The 18908-nt window shown below is 61.2% G+C and carries 15 protein-coding genes and 1 pseudogene; 10 read left to right on the top strand and 6 right to left on the bottom strand.

Going from position 1 to position 18908, the window contains the following annotated elements; genetic code table 11:
* Positions 1–4: 4 nt before the first annotated feature.
* Entirely contained in the window at positions 5–1861 is a 1857-nt protein-coding gene (locus tag OG203_RS31565) for a hypothetical protein (protein ID WP_405160870.1), read from the top strand.
* Positions 1862–1928: 67 nt separating this feature from the next.
* Here the strand turns inward: OG203_RS31565 and OG203_RS31560 are convergent, their stop codons facing one another.
* Genes OG203_RS31560 through OG203_RS31545 form a run of 4 tightly spaced genes read right to left on the bottom strand, consistent with a single transcriptional unit; the run spans position 1929 to position 9649 of the window.
* Positions 1929–2669: a M48 family metallopeptidase gene (locus OG203_RS31560; RefSeq protein WP_405160869.1), complete on the bottom strand. Its 741-nt coding sequence runs from the start codon at positions 2667–2669 to the stop codon at positions 1929–1931.
* Positions 2670–2674: 5 nt separating this feature from the next.
* Complete coding sequence (locus OG203_RS31555; RefSeq protein WP_405160868.1) at positions 2675–5992, bottom strand: type I restriction endonuclease subunit R; 3318 nt, start codon at positions 5990–5992, stop codon at positions 2675–2677.
* A gap of 14 nt (positions 5993–6006) precedes the next feature.
* Positions 6007–7206, bottom strand: a complete 1200-nt coding sequence (locus tag OG203_RS31550; RefSeq protein ID WP_405160867.1) for a restriction endonuclease subunit S — start codon at positions 7204–7206, stop codon at positions 6007–6009.
* Positions 7199–9649, bottom strand: coding sequence for an N-6 DNA methylase (locus OG203_RS31545; RefSeq protein ID WP_405160866.1), 2451 nt, complete (start codon positions 9647–9649; stop codon positions 7199–7201). Before OG203_RS31545 ends, OG203_RS31550 begins: the two co-directional genes overlap by 8 nt.
* A gap of 466 nt (positions 9650–10115) precedes the next feature.
* On the opposite strand from OG203_RS31545, the pseudogene OG203_RS31540 reads away from it, so the two are divergent.
* Both OG203_RS31540 and OG203_RS31535 read left to right on the top strand, forming a co-directional pair.
* Positions 10116–10470, top strand: a pseudogene (locus OG203_RS31540) (ATP-binding protein); the annotation flags it as partial.
* A complete protein-coding gene (locus tag OG203_RS31535; RefSeq protein WP_405160865.1) occupies positions 10467–10667 on the top strand; it encodes a hypothetical protein in 201 nt (66 codons plus the stop codon). The pseudogene OG203_RS31540 and the gene OG203_RS31535, both read left to right, overlap by 4 nt.
* A gap of 23 nt (positions 10668–10690) precedes the next feature.
* On the opposite strand, the gene OG203_RS31530 is transcribed toward OG203_RS31535, so the two are convergent.
* A complete protein-coding gene (locus tag OG203_RS31530) occupies positions 10691–11080 on the bottom strand; it encodes a hypothetical protein (protein ID WP_405160864.1) in 390 nt (129 codons plus the stop codon).
* Positions 11077–11223 (bottom strand): hypothetical protein, encoded by a 147-nt coding sequence (locus tag OG203_RS31525; protein ID WP_405160863.1) that lies wholly within the window; start codon positions 11221–11223, stop codon positions 11077–11079. Before OG203_RS31525 ends, OG203_RS31530 begins: the two co-directional genes overlap by 4 nt.
* Before the next feature lie 1075 nt (positions 11224–12298).
* Between OG203_RS31525 and OG203_RS31520 the strand changes: the two genes are divergently transcribed.
* From OG203_RS31520 to OG203_RS31490, 7 genes are all read left to right on the top strand, one after another.
* Complete coding sequence (locus OG203_RS31520; RefSeq protein ID WP_405160862.1) at positions 12299–13192, top strand: BTAD domain-containing putative transcriptional regulator; 894 nt, start codon at positions 12299–12301, stop codon at positions 13190–13192.
* Between the two features lie 92 nt (positions 13193–13284).
* A complete protein-coding gene (locus tag OG203_RS31515; protein ID WP_405160861.1) occupies positions 13285–14148 on the top strand; it encodes a phytanoyl-CoA dioxygenase family protein in 864 nt (287 codons plus the stop codon).
* Positions 14145–14924, top strand: coding sequence for a transketolase (locus OG203_RS31510; protein WP_405160860.1), 780 nt, complete (start codon positions 14145–14147; stop codon positions 14922–14924). Before OG203_RS31515 ends, OG203_RS31510 begins: the two co-directional genes overlap by 4 nt.
* Positions 14921–15883, top strand: a complete 963-nt coding sequence (locus tag OG203_RS31505) for a transketolase family protein (protein ID WP_405160859.1) — start codon at positions 14921–14923, stop codon at positions 15881–15883. Before OG203_RS31510 ends, OG203_RS31505 begins: the two co-directional genes overlap by 4 nt.
* 41 nt (positions 15884–15924) lie before the next feature.
* Positions 15925–16953, top strand: coding sequence for an inositol-3-phosphate synthase (locus OG203_RS31500; RefSeq protein ID WP_405160858.1), 1029 nt, complete (start codon positions 15925–15927; stop codon positions 16951–16953).
* Positions 16950–17738: an HAD family hydrolase gene (locus OG203_RS31495; protein ID WP_405160857.1), complete on the top strand. Its 789-nt coding sequence runs from the start codon at positions 16950–16952 to the stop codon at positions 17736–17738. Before OG203_RS31500 ends, OG203_RS31495 begins: the two co-directional genes overlap by 4 nt.
* Positions 17739–17742: 4 nt before the next feature.
* Positions 17743–18858, top strand: a complete 1116-nt coding sequence (locus OG203_RS31490; RefSeq protein ID WP_405160856.1) for a nucleotidyltransferase family protein — start codon at positions 17743–17745, stop codon at positions 18856–18858.
* Positions 18859–18908 lie beyond the last annotated feature (50 nt).

The raw sequence follows: 18908 nt of genomic DNA, 5'->3' as shown, positions 1-18908 counted from the left end.
TGGCATGCGATTGACTTTGACCCATTTGACTTTTCTTGGTGCGGACCGCGAGCCCGCCATCGTGAGGTTTGGCCCCGCGGTGACCGTGATCCGTGGACCTTCCGACACCGGAAAGTCGTTCGTCGTGGACGCGATCGACTTCATGCTCGGTGCCAAACGGCTCAAAGAAATACCCGAGCGCGAGGGCTACACATCCATACTGCTGGGCCTGATTCTGCCTGACGGTTCGCCGGTGACACTGAGCCGCTCGGTCAATGGCGGCAACTTCGGACTCTATCGTGAAAGACTTCATAACCACCCGAACGAGCAACTGCCACCGCCACCGGAAACACTGTCCCAACAACACAACGCCAACAGCGACGGCAACCTGTCGATGTATCTACTCAAGGAGATCGGACTCGACGGGCGATGGATCCGTAAGAATCTGCACAACGCCACTGACTCCCTCAGCTTCCGGAACATCGCTCACCTGTGTGTAGTCGACGAGACCCAGATGCAGTCCGAGGTTCCGCCCGCGCTCACCGGCAACTACGTGACTCGGACCAAGGAAGTTTCGGTCCTCAAGCTGTTGTTGCAGGACGAAGATGACTCCGGTCTCCTTGAAGTGCCGTCGTCCAAAGACAAAAAGATCTCCACCGCAAAGGTCGATATCATCGATCGGCTGGTCGGCGACCTGGAGACGCAGCTGGCCGATGTACCCGAACCATCGCTGCTTCGGGAGCAGGCAGCCAGGCTGGCGTCGTCGATCGATGGGCTCAGCAGTTCAGTCGGGAATCTGGTAGACGAACGCGGCCGCGTTATGCAAGCCATCCGCAAAGCACAGACCTTGGTTGGCGACGCGCGCACCGAGCAAGGAGACCTCCGAGCCCTGCGCGGTCGCTTCCGCCTGCTGCAGTCCCAATACGCCTCCGACATAGAGCGACTGGTCATGGTCCGCGAGGCTGGCAATCTACTGAACTACTTCCGGCGCGGAACTTGCCCATTCTGCGGCGCAGAGCCCGAAAACCAGCACTTGAATACCGAGTGCGACGGCGACACAACGGCGTTCGGCGAAGCAATCGAGTCACAGCTGCGACGCACGCAAGGACTCGCACAGGACCTGGCCGCGACTATCAATGAGGTCACCCAGCGAAGCTCCACGCTGCAAACCGAACTTACGAGCACGCTGAGCGAACTCGACACCCACCGGCAGCGGTTGACGGAACTTGACACCGCAGTCGCAGATCACAACCGCGATTTGCGTGAGCTTTTCGATACACGGTCGAACGTTGAGCGCAACCTGGGACTCTACGATCAGATCGCCACGTTGGAAAAGATGAAGCAAGTAGTCGCCGACGAGGCTGCTGCAGCGACCTCGGCCAGCGGCACCGGGATAGGCCTTCGAGCCCAGCGAGAGTTCTCCGCCGCGTTGGCCACGCGGCTAGCCGCGTGGCGGTTCCCTGAGCCCGAGAGCGTTCGCTACGACACCTCTGAACAGGATATTGTCGCCGACGATCAACTGCGTTCAGCCCACGGCAAAGGCGTTCGCGCAATCCTCCACGCAGCATTCACCCTTGCACTTGCGCAATACTGCCTCGATCGCGACCTCCCACACCCCGGCTTCGTCATCCTCGACTCCCCACTGGTTACGTACCGACCACCTGATGGAGGCAACACCCCGACCGACAATCCATCGGGCACAGAAGACGAGATCCCGGCAGACATCGCCGGGGCGTTCTACGAAGATATCCAGCGCCACTTCACCGGGCAGGTGATTGTCTTCGAGAACACGGACCCGCCTAACGAGCTGGATAACCAGACCGTCGATGTTGTCTTCACCAAGAACGCGTCGGCGGGACGTTACGGGTTCTTCCCTTACTAATAGCCTGTCCCACGGGAATCTTAACGTTTCAACCATGCCCGGCGGAAGGATTCTCTCGCCCTCATTCTCACTGCTGTGCCCCCTCGGGAAGCCAGAGGTGGGCGCCGAGGCGGTCCAACCGGGCACGGCGCTGCTGATAGTCGGGCATTGCACGGGCAACAGCAGCCCAGAATTCGGCCGAGTGATCCTGCCTGTGCAAGTGAGCAAGCTCGTGCACCAGAACATAATCGACGAGATGCGCCGGAAGCTGCATGGTTGCCCAGTGGATGTTCACGCCACCGTTCTGGTTACACGAGCCCCATCGGTAACCAAGCCTGCGTACAGCGACGTTCTCCAGCGGAGCCTGCATGCGCTGCGCCCATGATTCAGCTCGTTTCGGAAGCCAGCTACCACCGCGATGTCGATACCAGGCGATGAGCTCTTCTTGCGCCCGGTCCAGACAGTCCCGCCGCAAAAGTATCCGACCGCGTACCAAGCCCACGGGAACCGGCACTTCGTCCACGATCCTCAGCCGATAATTGCGCCCCAAATAGAGAAATCCTTCGCCAGTCACAAACTGCTTCACCGGACGGAGCGCCGCGTCCTCCACACGGACTTCTAGCTTGTCGTAGATCCACCGGCTTCGTCTCTTAACGACGTGCACCAAAAGCGCGCTGTCCATGCCTGCAGGGACAATCGCAGTGATGCGAGCATCACGCTCCACTGTCAGCCGTACGCTGCCGCGCTCCGGAACCACCACGACGTCGATCTCCAGGTTGCCGACCTGCATCGGGCCCGGACGGACCGGACCCGACGGCTTCACAGCCACGGCTATCACGTCGCCTTCCTCTGAAGGGTGTGGCGATGGTGGTGGATGATCGCGACGAGCCCATCGGCAACATGGCGGGCGGCCCGCGGCTCAGTCACCTGATACTTAATGAGCAGCCGGACGATGGCCTTGCGTAGGTCGTCCTGGTGGACGTCATTGATCCAGAAATCCTTCTTGCGGGATTCCTGGACCGTCGTCTCCTCGATCTTCCGAGTGACAGAGAGGAGGTAGTCACGGGTCTCGTCCAGCACGACCGCGTCCGTGATCGTTGTGTCGATCAGCATTTTGTACAGAGCAAGCTCCATACGACTCAGGCTCGACAACTTCTCATCGGCCTGCTCACTGGTGCCCTCATGTACGTCGACCGTCTCTTCCACAAGTTGCCGGAATAGCGACACTTGCTGCTCCCATTGCTGGGCGTAGTCCCGGAGAATCTCCTCCAGCCGTTCACGCAACTTGCGATACTCGGCAGGGTCTTCGTTGAAATGCACCTCGATGTGGCGCCGGATGGCGTGCTCCATCGTTGATGCCTGAGCCTTGGCACCCGGCAACGTCTCGACCTTGGCTTTGAAATCGTCGGCGGTGATCTGACTGGGCGGTATGACCTGCCGAACATCCAGGGCCGTGATGTGCCGATCTATGAGGTCACGGACCTTCTCGCCGTAGAGCGAAGCATCGAAATCGCTCTGCTCCTCGTAGCGGGACCGCGCCCACGTACTGATAAGCGCATACAGTCGTGCATCGCCCAGGAAGGGCTTGGCATCCTCTCGCGGCATCACGAGATCGACAGTGGCAAGGAGCTTTCGTAGGGCACTGTCGAACTGCGCGCGGAGCTCGTCGACCTCGAGGAGCTGCACACACCCCTCGATGGCCTCACGGGTGTCGGCTGGGGTAACGCCACCTTCCGTAAATAACATCCGCAGCCGGTCGCGGCGCGGCTCCAACCTTGCGATCTCAGCGGACAGGTCGGTGGGGGCTCCCTCGGCGTCGTCGGCCGCGTACGCCTTCATCGCGGCCGACAGATGCCTGGAGACCCCCGCATAGTCGACGACGAATCCGGCTCTCTTACCGTCGGCCGTGCGATTGACGCGGGCGATGGCCTGCAACAGATCGGCCTCCTTGATCCGTCGATCCAGATACATCACCTGCTCGAGGGGTGCGTCGAACCCCGTCAGCAACATGGTTCGCACGATCAACACCGCGACTGGCTTCTCACCCTCGTTTGGCTCTAGCGGGAACGGCCGACGAAATTCCTCGATAACCTCTTTATGGTTGTTCTCATCCGTCCAACGCGCCGTGTCCTGGTCATCGTTGTTATCACCGGAGATGACCGGCACGAAGTCTATAGCTTTGAGCAGCTCCCTCTGCCTATGTGCGGCGCGAACCACGGCCTGCCTGGCGGTCAGCTGCTCGGCTGGCTTCTCGAGTACAGACATGGGAAGCCTCTCCGCCTCAGCGACGAGTTCGTCTCGCGCCTTGATCAACGCATCCCGATACCGCACTGCGATCTTCCGAGAGTAAGCAACAACCTGCGCCTTGAAGCCGTTCGGCATTACGTTGGCGACGTAGTGCCGCAGCATATCTCGGGCCTTCTTAAGGATCAGGCTGTCTGCACTGAGCACGTCGGCTCTCGTGGCGTACTTCTTCTGGAGCTCCTCGTACTGCTCGTCGGTCAGCTCCGGAAACTCCTCGGCAAACGCCTCGTCTAGGTCCTCGGCATCCACGAGCGCGCTCTTGGCGATACGCCCCTCATAGATGATCGGGACGATTGCACCGTCCTCCTCGGCCTCGGCCAGACGGTACTTGTCGATGAACTCACCAAAGATTCCCGTGGTGCGGTTCTTCTCCCGCATAATGATCGGGGTCCCTGTGAAGCCGATGCGCGCGGCGTTGGGCAGAGACTCCATCAGGTTCAGGTGCAGCTTGGAGCCATGGGAGCGGTGTGCTTCGTCCACCAGGATCAGTACGGAATCACTATCATTGAGCAGCCCCCAGCCGGGCGCCCGGTCGTGCGCCAGCGTGTCCGACACTTCGGCCTGCTTCACCTTCTGCGGATCCACCTGCTTGTGGATCATGACGAAGACAAGGCCCGCCCCCTCCTTGGCGAGCGCAGCCGGCACGCCCTTCGAACGTTTGACCTCGACCGGCTTCTCGCCCGTGAGAGCGGCGGTTTCCGCCAGTTGCTCCTGCAGTTGCTTCCGGTCAGTGACGACGACGATCCTGAATTGACTTAGGCCCGGCGTCGACCGCATCTTGCGCACCAGAAAGACCATGGTCAGAGACTTACCCGACCCCTGCGTGTGCCATACAATGCCGCCACGACGGTCTGTCCTACCGTCCTGGTTCTTGGTCTCACCATTCTTGAGACGATCCACAGCGCGGCAAACGGCGCGGTACTGCTGATAGCGCGGGGCGATCTTTACTCGTCGGGTGCCACCGTCGGCTGTGTCAATCTCCATGAAGACAACGAAGTTCCTTACGATGTCGAGGAGTTGAGCTGGCCGCAGCATGCCCGCCACAAGGACCTCCTGCGCGGTCACGGCATCCGCGCTCTTGCCGAGATCGGTGGCCAGCTCGCCATGGGTCTGAGGATGAGGATCGCGCCATACCGCGTAGTGGTCAGGACCTGCGGTGTACGTCCCATACATCGCCCGGTCGCCTGTAGTTGCGATGGTGAGCTGGGTCGTCCGGAATAGCGCTTCATTACCCTCGGGTGTGACTGCGCCCCGCTGGTTCGCATACCTCCGCAGCTGGCGGATTGCCTGACTAATCTTCCCCTGTTGATGCGCTGGCTTCTTGCACTCGATCACCACCAACGGAATCCCATTGACAAAGAGCACCAGGTCCGGCACGACGTACTTCGCACCTGACGTGCCAGGCACATCCATTCGAAACTGTGAGATGACGAGAAACTCGTTGCGCTCCGGCCGCTCCCAGTCGATGAAGTTGACGCGCTGCTCACGCCCGCTATCCCAGCCGGCCCGGCCCGCTACCGTTACCCCGGAAACTAGACGTTCAGTCGCGGCAGAATTCGCCTCAAGGAGGGAAGATGCGCCGATCCGCGTGACCTGGTTGACGACCTGCACAATCCGCGGTTCGTCCAGCCACTCATTGCCGTTCGGGTCGAGATTCAGCCTGCGCAGCTGCCGCCTTAAGTTCTCCTCCAGCACCGGCTCGGCGAATGACTTGCGGAACGAACGTTCGGGACTCGTCGGCACCGCAGCACCGGGAACGCTCCCACGTACATGCCGCCACCTCATCGACTCCAGCTGCGCAATCAGTGGCTGCTCAACCAGAACGTACTCGTAGCCAGATTCCGACACGTATCTACACTCCCCTAAGATCCGAACCCAACCGGCATGCGCACACGACCAGTCAGCAGGTCATCCATGAGACCCTGCTTCAACGTGCGCAACTTGGTCAGCTCACTATCAAGTGACTCTAGTCTTGCGTGATTCGCTTGGACAACCTCAAGAATCTTCAACTGCTCAGCCTTGTTTGGCATGGGTACACGAATCTTCTTAAGCACGGAAATCGACACTTCCGCCCGGGTTGATCCAACAACAGAGTCCTGCAGTCTCCGCTTGATCGATTGAGTCCCCAAGAGCCATTTCAGGAATCGAGGATCATGTTCGGGTGAAACACGAATCCTCGCAAGGTCGCGACTGATATTTCCGTGAAAACCCTCCGGAACAACCGCTACCCGTCCGATCGTCGCCTTGATCGACAACAGAACATCGCCAGCAGTGATACGGCTTCGTGAATAGGAGGCATCGATTGAGGGACTAGTTCGACTAAGGGAAACGAAATCGCCCGCCAGATCCCTGATCATAACTACAGGCACGCCATCGGGATCGTAGGGACCGGCCTGCACAATTCCATAGCAGATTGGAGTTCCCTCAGCGACCTGCTCCAGCGGAGTCAAAGACCAGCCATTCCTTGGGTCGATCCCTGAATTCCAACCAAGAAGGTCTGAATCAACCCCCTGGGCTATCGCTGAGACTTTGTCCAACCCCAGGTTGACAGCATGGATCTGCTCATCAATGTCGTCGAGGACCTCAGCAATACGACACTGCTCTGCAATACTCTCCGGCGTCGGAATAAGGAGTTTTCGAAGCTTGTCTAGGTTGAGGGTATTTCCCTTCACCGCCACTTCCGAGACTGCTCTCGCTGCAACCCGAGGTACCGCATGGTAAAGCCAGCGCGAGTCTGCACGCCCCTTCACCGCCTCCAAGGCAACAATCGCTTCGTTTGTTAGTACAGGAATCCGTGGAATCGTCACTTTTCCCAAACTAAGCTTAAAACTCATGATAGGCGTTCCCGGCTCGACATACTTGAGTCGCGCGGCCCGCCTTCCCTCATCTGTAACCGTTTCTGCTGTTTTCTCAATGAATTTTTTACGAATATCACTAATCGACACCCATGGGGCTCCCGCTTGTTCGTGGGCCCAGTATGAAGGCTCATTTCGGGAAGGAGTTCCTCCCATTCTCAAATTTGCCAGTGATTTCAGCGGAACGAGGCCATAATTGTCATGCATAGCCAAGGTCCTCCAGGTAACCTTCCAGCCGCTTTGCCGCCGCTTCGCGTTGGGCCTCCAGATCCATCAGCGTCACTGCATACTTCTCGCCCCACGTCCGGTATGCCTGAACCAGCCCCCGCCGTCCCGCCTTGACGAACTGATCCATGCGGGCACGAAGGTCGTCGTTTAGGAAATGCAACACCGACTCCCGTGCCTCCGTGTCCGACAGCGCTTCCGCAGCCTTCCTCAGCTCGTCGACGAATGCGGCACGCAACTCCCTGACCCTCGCCCTGGCGGCCCTCAGTTCTGCCCTCAGATTACTCAACTGTTTCGGACTCAGTATCTCCTCCGGGTCCTGGTCCACTTCCTCGTCGTCATCGCCAGGCGTCGTCTTAGGGGTGCCCGCCTTGATCTTCGCGTCCAACTCAGCAACCAGCGCTTCAGCTTTCTCAAGCTGCTCCACATACGTAGGGATCAGCGCCGGCACAAGTCGATGACCGCGGGCCTTGCGCTGGTCAGCACGCAGGCGTGCCAGGGTCTTTGAGTCCGCGTCTTCAGGCTCCTCAAAGGCCGACTCAATGTTGGCGACCCACCGTTCAATAACGCCCGGGAAACCCTGCTGCACCAGACTCTTGAGGTCGTACTGCGCATTGAACCACCATGCTGCTACCGACCCAGCAAGGTGGAAGCGGTTAAGCACACCTACTGCCAACAGATCCTCCGCGAAGGTCTCCAACAGCTCGTTCCGCGTCTTCATCAGCTGCTTGTCGTTCGGCAGGTCGATGATCCGGTGGACGTGCTTGGCCCACCAAGTGTCATACACGTCCGCAAGATCGCGTTCCATCGGCGCTGCGAGTTCCGGGATACGGGCTGCCACAGCTTCGTATCCGCCAGCCGGGAAGTCGTAGTAGTCGACATCCCGCTCCGCGAACAGAGTCGTCACATCGATGCCGTACATGGCGAACTGCTCCAGTCTCACCGCCACCTCCGCCCTCGACACCCCGCCGTGCAGATGTGCCCGTACGTCCTGCGGCTCGGGCAGTGGCGTGTTGTCCACGTAGCGGCGGATATTGAGGTTGTAGTCGTTCTCCGCCAACTCCGCGAAAGAGACAACCCGGGCGAAACCGTCCATCGTCTTACGCTCCAGAAAGGCGGTCACAATCTTCTCGTCGTGCTGTGGCTCGACGAGATTCTGGGCGCGGCCAACCGTAAACTCCTGGTCGGCATTGATGAACAGCACACCGTCGTCCCTGCCCGCGGGCAAACCGTTGGAGCCGCGCAGCACCAGGATGCAGGCTGGGATGCCGGTGCCATAGAAGACGTTCGGCCCGACTCCGATCACCGCCTCCAGACGACGGTTCTTGATGATCTCTTCCCGGATCTTCCTTTCTTCGCCTCCCCGGAAGAGCACGCCGTGTGGCATGACCGACGCCGCCCTACCGCCCGGTTCAAGCACGGCCAACACGTGCTGGATGAACATCAGGTCGGCCTTCTTACCCGACTCTGGGACCCACCCGTAGGTCATGCGCTCAGGATGAGCCATACCTCGGCGCTTGTAGTTCTGGGCGAAGGGTGGGTTGGTGAGGACACGGTCGAAACGGCGCAACTCACCGCTTTCATCCTCGTGGCCTGGTGCGGCGAGGGTGTCGCCGTGGACGATGCCACTACCGGTGATGCCGTGGAGGACCATGTTCATCCGGGCCATCGCCCAGGCACTGCCGTTCTCTTCCTGACCGTAGGCCGCAACTGTGGCTGCATCATGACCGTGCTCCTCGACGTGCTCCTTCGCGAGGATCAGCATGCCGCCCGAGCCGCAACATGGGTCGTAGACAGACTGCCCTTCCTGCGGATCGACGAGGCGGACCATCATACGGATCACCGAGCGGGGGGTGTAGAACTGGCCGCCTTTCTTGCCGCCTTCGTCGGCGAACTCACCAATCAGGTATTCGTAGGCGTGGCCGAGCAGGTCAGGGAACTCGAAGTCCTCGTTGCGAAGCCGGTAGCGGTTGAAATGGTCGATCAAGTCCCGGATCGCAGTGGCGCTGAGTGCAGAGTTACCGACCTTGCGAGTGAAGTCGATGTGCTCCAGTACGCCGTCGAGGGCGGGCGAGTTGGCGTCCTCCAGCGCACCGAGCGCCCTGTTGATCAGGTCACCAGGGTTCGCTTCGCGCGCGTGATCAACCAGCTGTGACCAGCGAGCGGCTTCCGGGACATAGAACTGGCCACTCTCGTACATCTCCTGCATCTCGGCGATGTCTTTGGCCTGGGCTAGAGCGTTTCCGTCAATGACCAGCTCGTCGATGAGCTTCGACCGTACAGCGTCGAACTGGTCGGAGGCGCGCTTGAGAAACAGCATCCCAAAGATGAACTCTTGGTATTGTGCTGCATCCATTTTGCCCCGCAGGATGTCCGCCGCCGCAAACAGATGCCGCTCCAACTGGGGCAGAGTCAGCCGTGTCACCCGCACCTACTTTCATCATTGAGTCCACAAACCGGAGGCCAGGAGGCTGCAGGTTCTTGTCCGCTCTGTATGGTCGCGTCCGTCATACCGCATCGCACTGACAGCATCGGGGATATCATCCCGCAGCAGGGCGTCAAATACGTCACTTACCAGATCTGGTCCCGGTCGCAGGCGAACTTGCGAGGAAGCCAGCGGCGCCGGATAGGCGACTTCCTCAACACCTGTTGTGTTCCATTGGAGCAAGACGGTGAGCGTGGTCCGAGATCCGCGCGGCGGATACTGCTTGCGCGGCTGCGGCGACAGTGGCCACGTCGTGCCACCGACCCTCACCAGTGACGTCGAGATTCGTAAACATCACCCATGACCATCGCCCGGTGTCCACATCGCCTGCAGGGCTCGCGACGTGATCACGGTTGGGGTGACGATTGCGGAGACGTTGTCCCCATCACCCCTGTCTCCGGGCATGTCCCTGGCCACGAAGCTGGTCAACGAGCTGGTCGAGGCCGCCGACGACAAACAGCTGACCAAGACCATCGCCCGCTACGGGCGGGTGGATCTGCTCTGCATCGATGAGCTGGGCTACATGGAGCTCGACAAGCGCGGCGCCGAGCTGTTGTTCCAGGTGCTGACCGAGCGCGAGGAGAAGAACTCGGTCGCGATCGCCTCCAACGACAGATGGGTGGACGAAAACCTTCACCGATGCCCGGCTCTGCGCCGCGATCGTCGATCGACTCACCTTCGGCGGCAACATCATCGAGACCGGCACCGATTCCTACCGGCTCGCTCACACCAAAGCCGCCACGGCCACCAAACCGAAATGACCAACCGGCCCGACCCTGCTGAGCTCGACCCCATCGAGCTCGGCGAGTTGCTGCTGCTCGTCCACGACTGGATCAGTGCTGATCAGGCTGCCCGCATCAGCTTCAACCAGTTCCTGACCACCGGCACCTACACCGCCGATGACCTCCGCTCGGACCTGCTCCGCCACATCGTGCTGCTCGGCATCGACATCGGATAGAAGCCCACAGACCACGCTGACATTCACCAGCAATTTGGCACCCGAACGACGCCAACCACGCTGAAATTCACCAGGAAACCGCGCTGAAATTCACCGGGAAAGCCATGTATGCCAGCGCGAAGTCGAGGATCAGCGCTTCGGAGCAGCTTTTCGGTTTTGGTTGCGGCGTCGGTGCGTGCTCGGCGATGGCAGTCGAGCAGTGTGTTCGTTAGCTGTGTGCTCGGCCATCGCATCGCTCCAGGGGCGATTTGCAGGCTGGTGATGTCGCCTGCGGTGTTGACCTCGATCGTGACCCCGTGGGCGTCGCTGCGGCCTCGGATAGCGGCCATGGCGGTGTTGAGTTTCGCTGTGATGCTGCGTATTTCGTCGAGGTCGCGTTCGAGCTTTTGCTCCCATTCCTGTAGGTAGGTCATGGGGTGTCCTGGTCGAGGGGATCGGCGAACACCGCCTTGATGAGGGGCTTGTTGTCCACCATCGCGACACGATCCAGCGGTGAGTCTCCCCGGAGATTCGAGATTGTCGGGTCGCCGCCGCGGTCGCGCAGCAGCTGCACCACTTGCGGGCTGGTCCATGGGCTGCTCCCGCGACAGCCTGGAGCTGGCGATCATTGCGCCTTGCCACGCCACCGTCGAGACGCGTTCGAGCGCCAAATTACTACTTATCACCATGAGATAGATGCCCCGCAATGCGCGAAATCCGCTGCTGCCAAGGCTAACCCGACCTAGTTATCTGAAACGTACCGACGAGCATGCCGTTTCCATTCAGAAATATCCAGAGAACGCAGGGTGAACGCTAGAACAATTTTGCGGCCGGCTGCTTACGGCGACTGGCCGCGGTCGGAATGCAGGATCGTGCCCCCGGACACCGGCCGTCGCTGGCGGCGGCGGGCGCGCCTCGATGGCTTCTGACCTGGTCGTCAGCAGGATCATCAGCCAAGCTGCACGTTCGCGTGGAGTGTGATGAATTCACGCCAGTTGACCGGTAGGAAGTGTCCGCTCATCGGACACTTCCTCCGCTGCGTCGGTCCGGTCAGGTCATCCGGTGATGGGGTGATCGGTTTGAACTGCCATCGACTTGTGTCGTAGGCTGGCCACGCAGACTTCGGTCGCCCCTAAGGGGCGACCGAAGTCTGCGTGGTTCCGTGATCGCGGTATGTGGGAGGGAAGGCGTGCGTGAATCCCGTAGTGGGCAGGGGTGTTTGGGTAAGGTACCGCGAAAGACGTTCAGTAGAGGCCGCGCCGAGGGGCAGATTCTATTCTGAGGCTGAGCCGGACCGTCGGTGTGCAGTGTTCGGGCGAAGAAGCCATTCTTTCTGACGTCGGAATGCCCATATGTGAATATGCCAACGGGTAGAACGTCATCGCGCGTGATCGCGGTCGGGCGCTGAAACGCCTTCGGGGCCGATCCTGCCTTACGGATATCTAACATTGGACGATCACTATTACGGTGTCTTGAGATGTCGGCGTTGCAATTTGATGGCTCACATCTGATCGTCGGAAATTTTCCCAGCCATTGTGTGGCCACGCTTGCAGAAATTGCTCGACAGTACTCAAGACTGGATGCGGCTGTCGTCGATTCTTGAGGAGCGCGAAGCGGATTTTGATGCAACGCCAGTCAGGTAGGAGGCACTCGTGAACTTTGAACAATCGCGGTCATCGGGAATTGGCGGCGCTGGTGTTCCTCTGAACGAGTCCGACTTGCCGTACTCGTACAGGATCCTCGGTGTACTGGAAGTGCGACGGTATGGAAGGCGGCTCGACATTCCCAATGGAAACACCTTGAACGTGCTCGCCACCCTGCTGCTGAATGCGAACTCATCGGTAACCGGTGACATGCTGATCGAGCGCATCTGGGGAGACAGACCACCCAAGACGGCCCGGGCGGTGTTGCAGAATTGCGTTTCACGGCTTCGGTCGCTCACTGACCAGGCCCGCGGTGCCCGGGCGGTTTCCATGCCGATCGTCACAGAACGCAACGGCTACTCGATCCGCGTCCAAGATGGAGTGCTCGACCTGCATCGATTCGACCGCATGGTGGCAGATGCCGAGGCTGCTTGTACCGAAGGACGACTGCGGGGCGCCGCAGACCTGTTCCATCAGGCGCTGTCGATCTCGCACAACGATCTACTGCCCGATATCACGGCGCCCGGGCTGCGTCAGATCGAGATCCGGCAACTATGCGAGCGTCGAGCTGCCGTTCTGGACCGTTGGGCGGACCTTGAACTCGGCTCAGGACAGGCGTACCGGGTCATTCCCGAACTGCGTGCTGCCATCACAGCTATGCCTACCGCGGAACGACTGCGCTACCAGCTTGTCCGCGCTCTGGTCGACAACCAGCAGATTGGGGAAGCAAGCCAGCTTCTCCGAGGGACAGAGGCGATGCTGCGTGAGCGGTACGGACTTGAGACGTGGCCAGTGCTCGAGCGTTGGTGGAGACAGCTCGTCATCCATGCCCCTGGCGACAGTGAGTGCTTGCCGCAGATCGTCAATCCTGACAGCGCGCAAGGTGCGCGCCTGGCGTGGTAGGTCGACGAATTGTCAGCCCGTCCCGAAACAGGGACGTCGACTGACCTCCAGACGATAGGGATTAATAAGCTGTGTGAAGGAAAGTTAACGAGATGAATCAGTATGTTCGCGCCTTCGTGGAGCAGGGATTCGCTCTTCTACCAGAAGTGCTCGACGAACCGACTCGCAAACGCTGGCTCGCCGCGGTGGATCGAACCGCCGCGACGGTGCGGGCCGCGCCCGAGGCCTATGAGAGTCGGTACACCCTGCGAACTGAGCACGAGACCGACACCTGGGGCGTTAGCCATATCTTCGACCCCTCCCTGTACGACCCTGTGTTCGCAGAGATCTTCGAGCATCCGGAGGTGATGGGCTTCGTCCGCGCGGTGCTGGGCGAGCAGCTGCGGTTCTGGACCGCACACGCTCTGTGGGAGCCGTCCTCGGTGGACTACGAGCTGAACTGGCACAAGGACAATATGGAGACCGACCGATATGCCCCTGACGGTCGCAGCACCCACGTGCAGTTCAACGTCTGTCTCACGGGCGACGACTGTTTCCGTGTCGTGCCCGGTTCACACCGGCGACCTTTGACCGGCAGGGAACGGACCCAGGTCGACGCGAACGGCATAGGTCCGCTGCCTGGGGAACTGACGATGCGGTGCCTGCCGGGTGATGTGTTGTTCATGAACCACCATGCCTTGCATCGAGGCTCCGGTGCCGCCGGTGTCGTGCGCCGGACCTTGCACGTGAATCTGCAGGCGGCGGACGAGCCGACCGGTGGTCACACCTCGTGGCGGTATATGCGACAGGAAGGCTATCTCCACCGCATGTCTACCACTGTGCGTGAGTTGATGGCGAACACGATCGCTTGGGACGATGCGCACCCACTGCCAGTCTCCGAGGTTATGCGCCGACGCCGGGCCAGCCGAGATATCAAGAAGCACGAGGCCGGAGCACACGGAGGAACGTATCGATGACCACTCCACAGCAGTTGCGGCGAGATGCGATCCGGATGACTGCTCAGGCCGTGACGGGACACATCCCGTCGAACCTCTCGGCGATCGAGATCATTTACACCCTGTACATGCGAGTCCTGAGACTGGACCCCTCACATCCGGACTGGCCGGACCGGGATCGCTTCATCGCAAGCAAGGGCCACTGCGCGGCCGCAATCTACCTTGCGATGTCCGCCGCTGGGATCATCGACCGGCGGCGGCTGGACGACTTCAACGTCGACGGCGGCGAGGTGCCGGCGATTCTGGCCCGATACGGCCTGCCTGGGTTGGAGGCAGATGGTGGGCCGCTCGGCCGGGGCCCATCGATCGGCATCGGCGTCGCGCTGTCGGCCAAGCATGATGGCCGGGACTATCACACGTACGTGCTCGTCGGGGACGGTGAATGCCAGGAGGGTCAGATATGGGAGGCGGCGATGCTAGCGCCCACACTGGGCCTGGACAACCTTGTGGTGATCGTCGATAACAACCGGCTGCAGGGCGCGTTCGAGACCGTCAGTGTGGTCGCCACCGATCTGGGTGATCGGTTCAACGCTTTCGGCTGGCAGTGCCATCAGGTCGACGGCCACTCGGTCCTGGAGCTGGAGGCGGCGCTGCGGGCCCCGCAAGACCGGCCGAAGGTCGTCATTGCGAACACGATCAAGGGAAAGGGGGTGTCCATGATGGAGAACGAGGCTGGATGGCATCACCGGAGGCTCACGTTCGGTGAGCTGGTAGAGAGTCTGCGGGAGCTCCGATGACCACGGTAGGGGAAGCGGTCGGCGCGCTGCTGATGCGTGAGGGGCGTCGTGCAGGCGACACGTATCTCATCGTCGCCGACGGTAACCTGAACGGCACCGAACCATTCGTGGCGACGTATCCCGATCGGTTCCTGAACGTGGGCATCGCTGAGCAGAACGCCGTATCGATCGCCTCGGGACTCGCACTCAACGGCAAGACGGTCTACCTCTGGAACTGCAGCACCTTTCTGCTCTACCGGCCGTTCGATCAGATCCGGGTGGACGCTGCCTTTGCGCGGACGCGGCTACGGTTGATCGGCACGAGCACCGGGCTGACTCGTAGCGCATCCGGCATCACGCACATCGCAATCGAGGACATTGCAGTGATGCGGGCTCTTCCGAACATGACCATCGTCTGTCCTGGCGATCTCCTGGAGGCGCGTCAGCTGCTGGAGCAGTGCCATGATCTCGACGGGCCGGTCTACGTGCGTTTTCCGTTGGAGAACCAGGACCTGCCCGAGATCCACGCGCCAGGCACTCGGGTCGCGCTGGGTCGCGCCGTCACGGTAACCGACGGCGATGACGCAGCGCTGATTGCCACCGGGAGCATGCTGGTGGTGGCTCGGGGATGGGTCGACGAATTTGCCGAGGCGGGGATGCGTGTGCGGTTGGTGAGCATGCCGAGTATCAAACCGTTCGACACCTCGGCGGTGGCGGCGTTGGTAGCCGAGCGACTGCCGATCATCACGCTGGAGGACCATTCCGTCATCGGCGGGCTGGGCAGCGCGGTTGCCGAGGCAATCGCTGATACTGGGCGCGGTGTCCCGTTCCGCCGTGTCGGCGTGCCCGATCGATATCCGTACGTCGTCGGCAGCCCTGACTATCTCAACAATCACTTCGGCATCCCCGGGTTTCCAGAACTGCTGGCCTGGATCAGCGACCACGCCGCATCTCACCCGCAGGAGTACGTCATACCGTGAATAAGTCTCTCGCAGTTGCTGTCGCAGGAGTCGGATCCTGTATGTCCAGTCTTGTGCAAGTGGTCGCCCTGGCCCGACAGAGTTCGACGCCGTTGGCTGGCATCATGCACGAGCGCATCGGTGGCTACGCACTCGACGACATCGAGTTCGTCGCAGCCTTCGACGTCGATGCCGGAAAAGTCGGGCTGGACCTGAGCAAGGCCATCTTCCAGTCATCCAACGCCGCCAACGCACACGTCTCTGTGGACCCAGTCGGTGTGGTGGTGGAGGCGGGACCGCTGCTCGATGGGGTTACCGGGCCGCTGAGCCGAATTATCACCACCCACGAGGACAGTGCGGGGCTGGATCCGGACATCATCCGCAGGCGACTGGTCGAGACCGGCGCCGAGGTGTTGGTCTGTCTGCTTCCCACCGGTTCGACCGAGGCGGTGCAGACGTACGCCCGGGCGGCTGCGTTAGCGGGAGTGCCGTTCGTCAACGCGACCCCCGAGCCGGTCGCCCACGATGCCGATCTGGTGGCGTTGTTTGAGAGCAGGGGTGTTCCCCTGCTCGGCGACGACCTGCGGAGTCATTTGGGCGCCACTACCCTGCATACCGCGCTACTCGACCTCCTACACTCGCGCGGGTTGCGGGTGATCAACACGTATCAGCTCAATGTGGGCGGCAACATGGACTTCCTCAACCTCGCCGACCCAGGTCGTTCGGCGAGCAAGCAGCGCTCCAAACGGCGCGCACTCTCTGCCGCCGGGATCGACGCGAGCAATGTCGCAGCGGGCCCCAACGGTTTCGTGCCGCATCTGGGCGACACCAAGATCGGGTTCCTGCGCATCGAGGCGGACTCCGTGCTGGACACACCGCTGTCGCTGGAGATCCGGATGGAGGTCGAGGACAGTCCGAATGCCGCAGGCGTGCTCGCCAACGCCGTTCGAGTGGCAGCAGCGGCCAAAGCAGGCGGGATTTCGGGTGTGGTCGACGATGTGTGTGCCTTCTTGTTCAAGAGCCCGCGACAGGCCGCCACCGAGGCCGTCGGACTGCGCGACTTCCAGGCTTTCGTCGCAGCGTTGCCATGACCATCCGATACGCCGCGCTGGATCTAGATGGGACGCTGATAGATGCCGCCGACCAGCCCTATGAGGGAGTGGTAGCGGGGCTCGAAGCGTTGAGGGAACACGGGGTGGTGCCGCTGCTGGTGACCGGTCGTTCGGCGAGTTCGTTCCGCGGTCTGCGCCACCTGGATGATCTCTTCGCGCAGATGGACGACGAGGTGCTGTTGAGTGAGGGCAATGTCAGGCTTGCCCGTGCCGCGGATGCGCTGACGTTCCTGAGGACCTGCCCGCCCCAGGTGTTGTGCCGCTTGAGCGACGATCCTGGCATCGATCTGGTTGCGGAGTGGTCGGGGGAGCTCCACGCAACTACCGCCCGCGCCGCGACGCAGTTCGCAATGGCCTACCGCGTGCCACGGCATCACATCGCTGTGACCGTCCCGGTCACCGCGCCCACCACCCTGCCAACAGCGGTGACGGTGTTCCGCAGCCGCACCCATGTTTCGGAACTGGTGTCGGACCTGGACTGCGAGATCGTGTCGATCCGGCCTTTCGGTGCGCAGGTTGTCAGACCGCGCGGCACCTGTAAGGCAGCCGCACTCGTGCGGCACATGCGGTGGCGGTTCGGGGAACCGGATCTCAGCCGCACGCTGGCTGTCGGTGATGGTACAGCTGACGCGGCGATGCTAAGAGCCTGCGCAATGAGCGCCGCAACCCAGGGCGCCGACGCGGCGGCGGTTGCGGCCGCCGCCTGGCAGCTTCGGAGCGACCTTGCTTCATTCCTGCACGACTTCCGCCCGAAGGGAGGGTAAGACTGTGACCGAAACGGTTTCCCAGGAGATCGAACTAGTTCTCCTGCTGTCATTGCCGGATCCGCGTCCCGACGAGGTCGACGCGATGCTTGAGCTGTTGAATACATCACTGGACTGGAACCAGGTGCTCGGGATGCTTACAGTCCACCGGGTCATTGGTGTGGCCTGGCACAACATCGTCCTGTACGCGATCGAGCAGCGACAGACGTTGCGATCGGCGTACTTCCTCAAATCGCTGAAAGTGACTGCAGGCGGCCAGCGGGTGATGGCCGAGGAACAGACGTCACGCACCGCGCAGGTACAACGAACCCTGAACCGGGCCGGGGTGCGCAGCGCAGTCCTCAAAGGTGGCGCCGTGGCCGCGATGGCGTTTCCAGATCCGGGCATGCGGATGTTCAGTGACAACGACCTGCTCGTGGACCGGGAGCGACTCCCCGACGCAACAGCGGCACTGCAGGATGACGGCTACGCGCAGGGAAGCTGGGACTACGCCACCGACTCCGTACGTCCCGCGCCGCGACGGCAGGTGTTGCACATGGCCATGCACTCCCATCAGACGTACTCGTACATGAAACCGACACCCGATGCCTTGCTCCTGGAGTGTCATCGACTCGATGTGCACTTCTCGATCGACCTGATGACCGGAAACCGTAGTGACAGTGCGGTGTCGGCTCTGCTCGACGACCGCACCGAGCTCGACGGGATGACCACGATCTCGGCGACCGACATGCTCATCTTCACCTGCTTGCATCTCGCCAGGGAGGCCATGCACCGCAATGAGGTGCTGGCGCTCAAGGATCTGGTGCTGTACAAGCTCGTGGACGTCCTGGCACTGATCACGGACCGCGACTTCGACGATCTGCCTGCGCGAGCCGAGCGACTCGGCTTCGTCCAGGAGGTCTACCTCGGACTGCATTACACCGACGCGGTGTTCCCAGGCCGGGTGCCCGTCGGCTTGCTCGACCGGCTGCGGCCGAACGATCTCAGCTATTTGCGCGAGGTGAGTGATGGCAAGACGGTAGTCCATCGATGGCGCGGGCCGGTCGTGGCGCGGATGTTCGACATCCATCGGCTCCGTGAACTCGATGGTGATCTGAGTATCGCGGTAATGGGTGGATAGAGGAGCGGTGTGATAACTGAACTGATCGAGACGGGTGCCACTTCATGATA

The organism is Nocardia sp. NBC_01499 (assembly GCF_045040275.1).
Classification (GTDB): domain Bacteria; phylum Actinomycetota; class Actinomycetes; order Mycobacteriales; family Mycobacteriaceae; genus Nocardia.
Note: the sequence above shows the minus strand (reverse complement) of the source record. Positions and strands in the feature narration are given on the sequence as shown.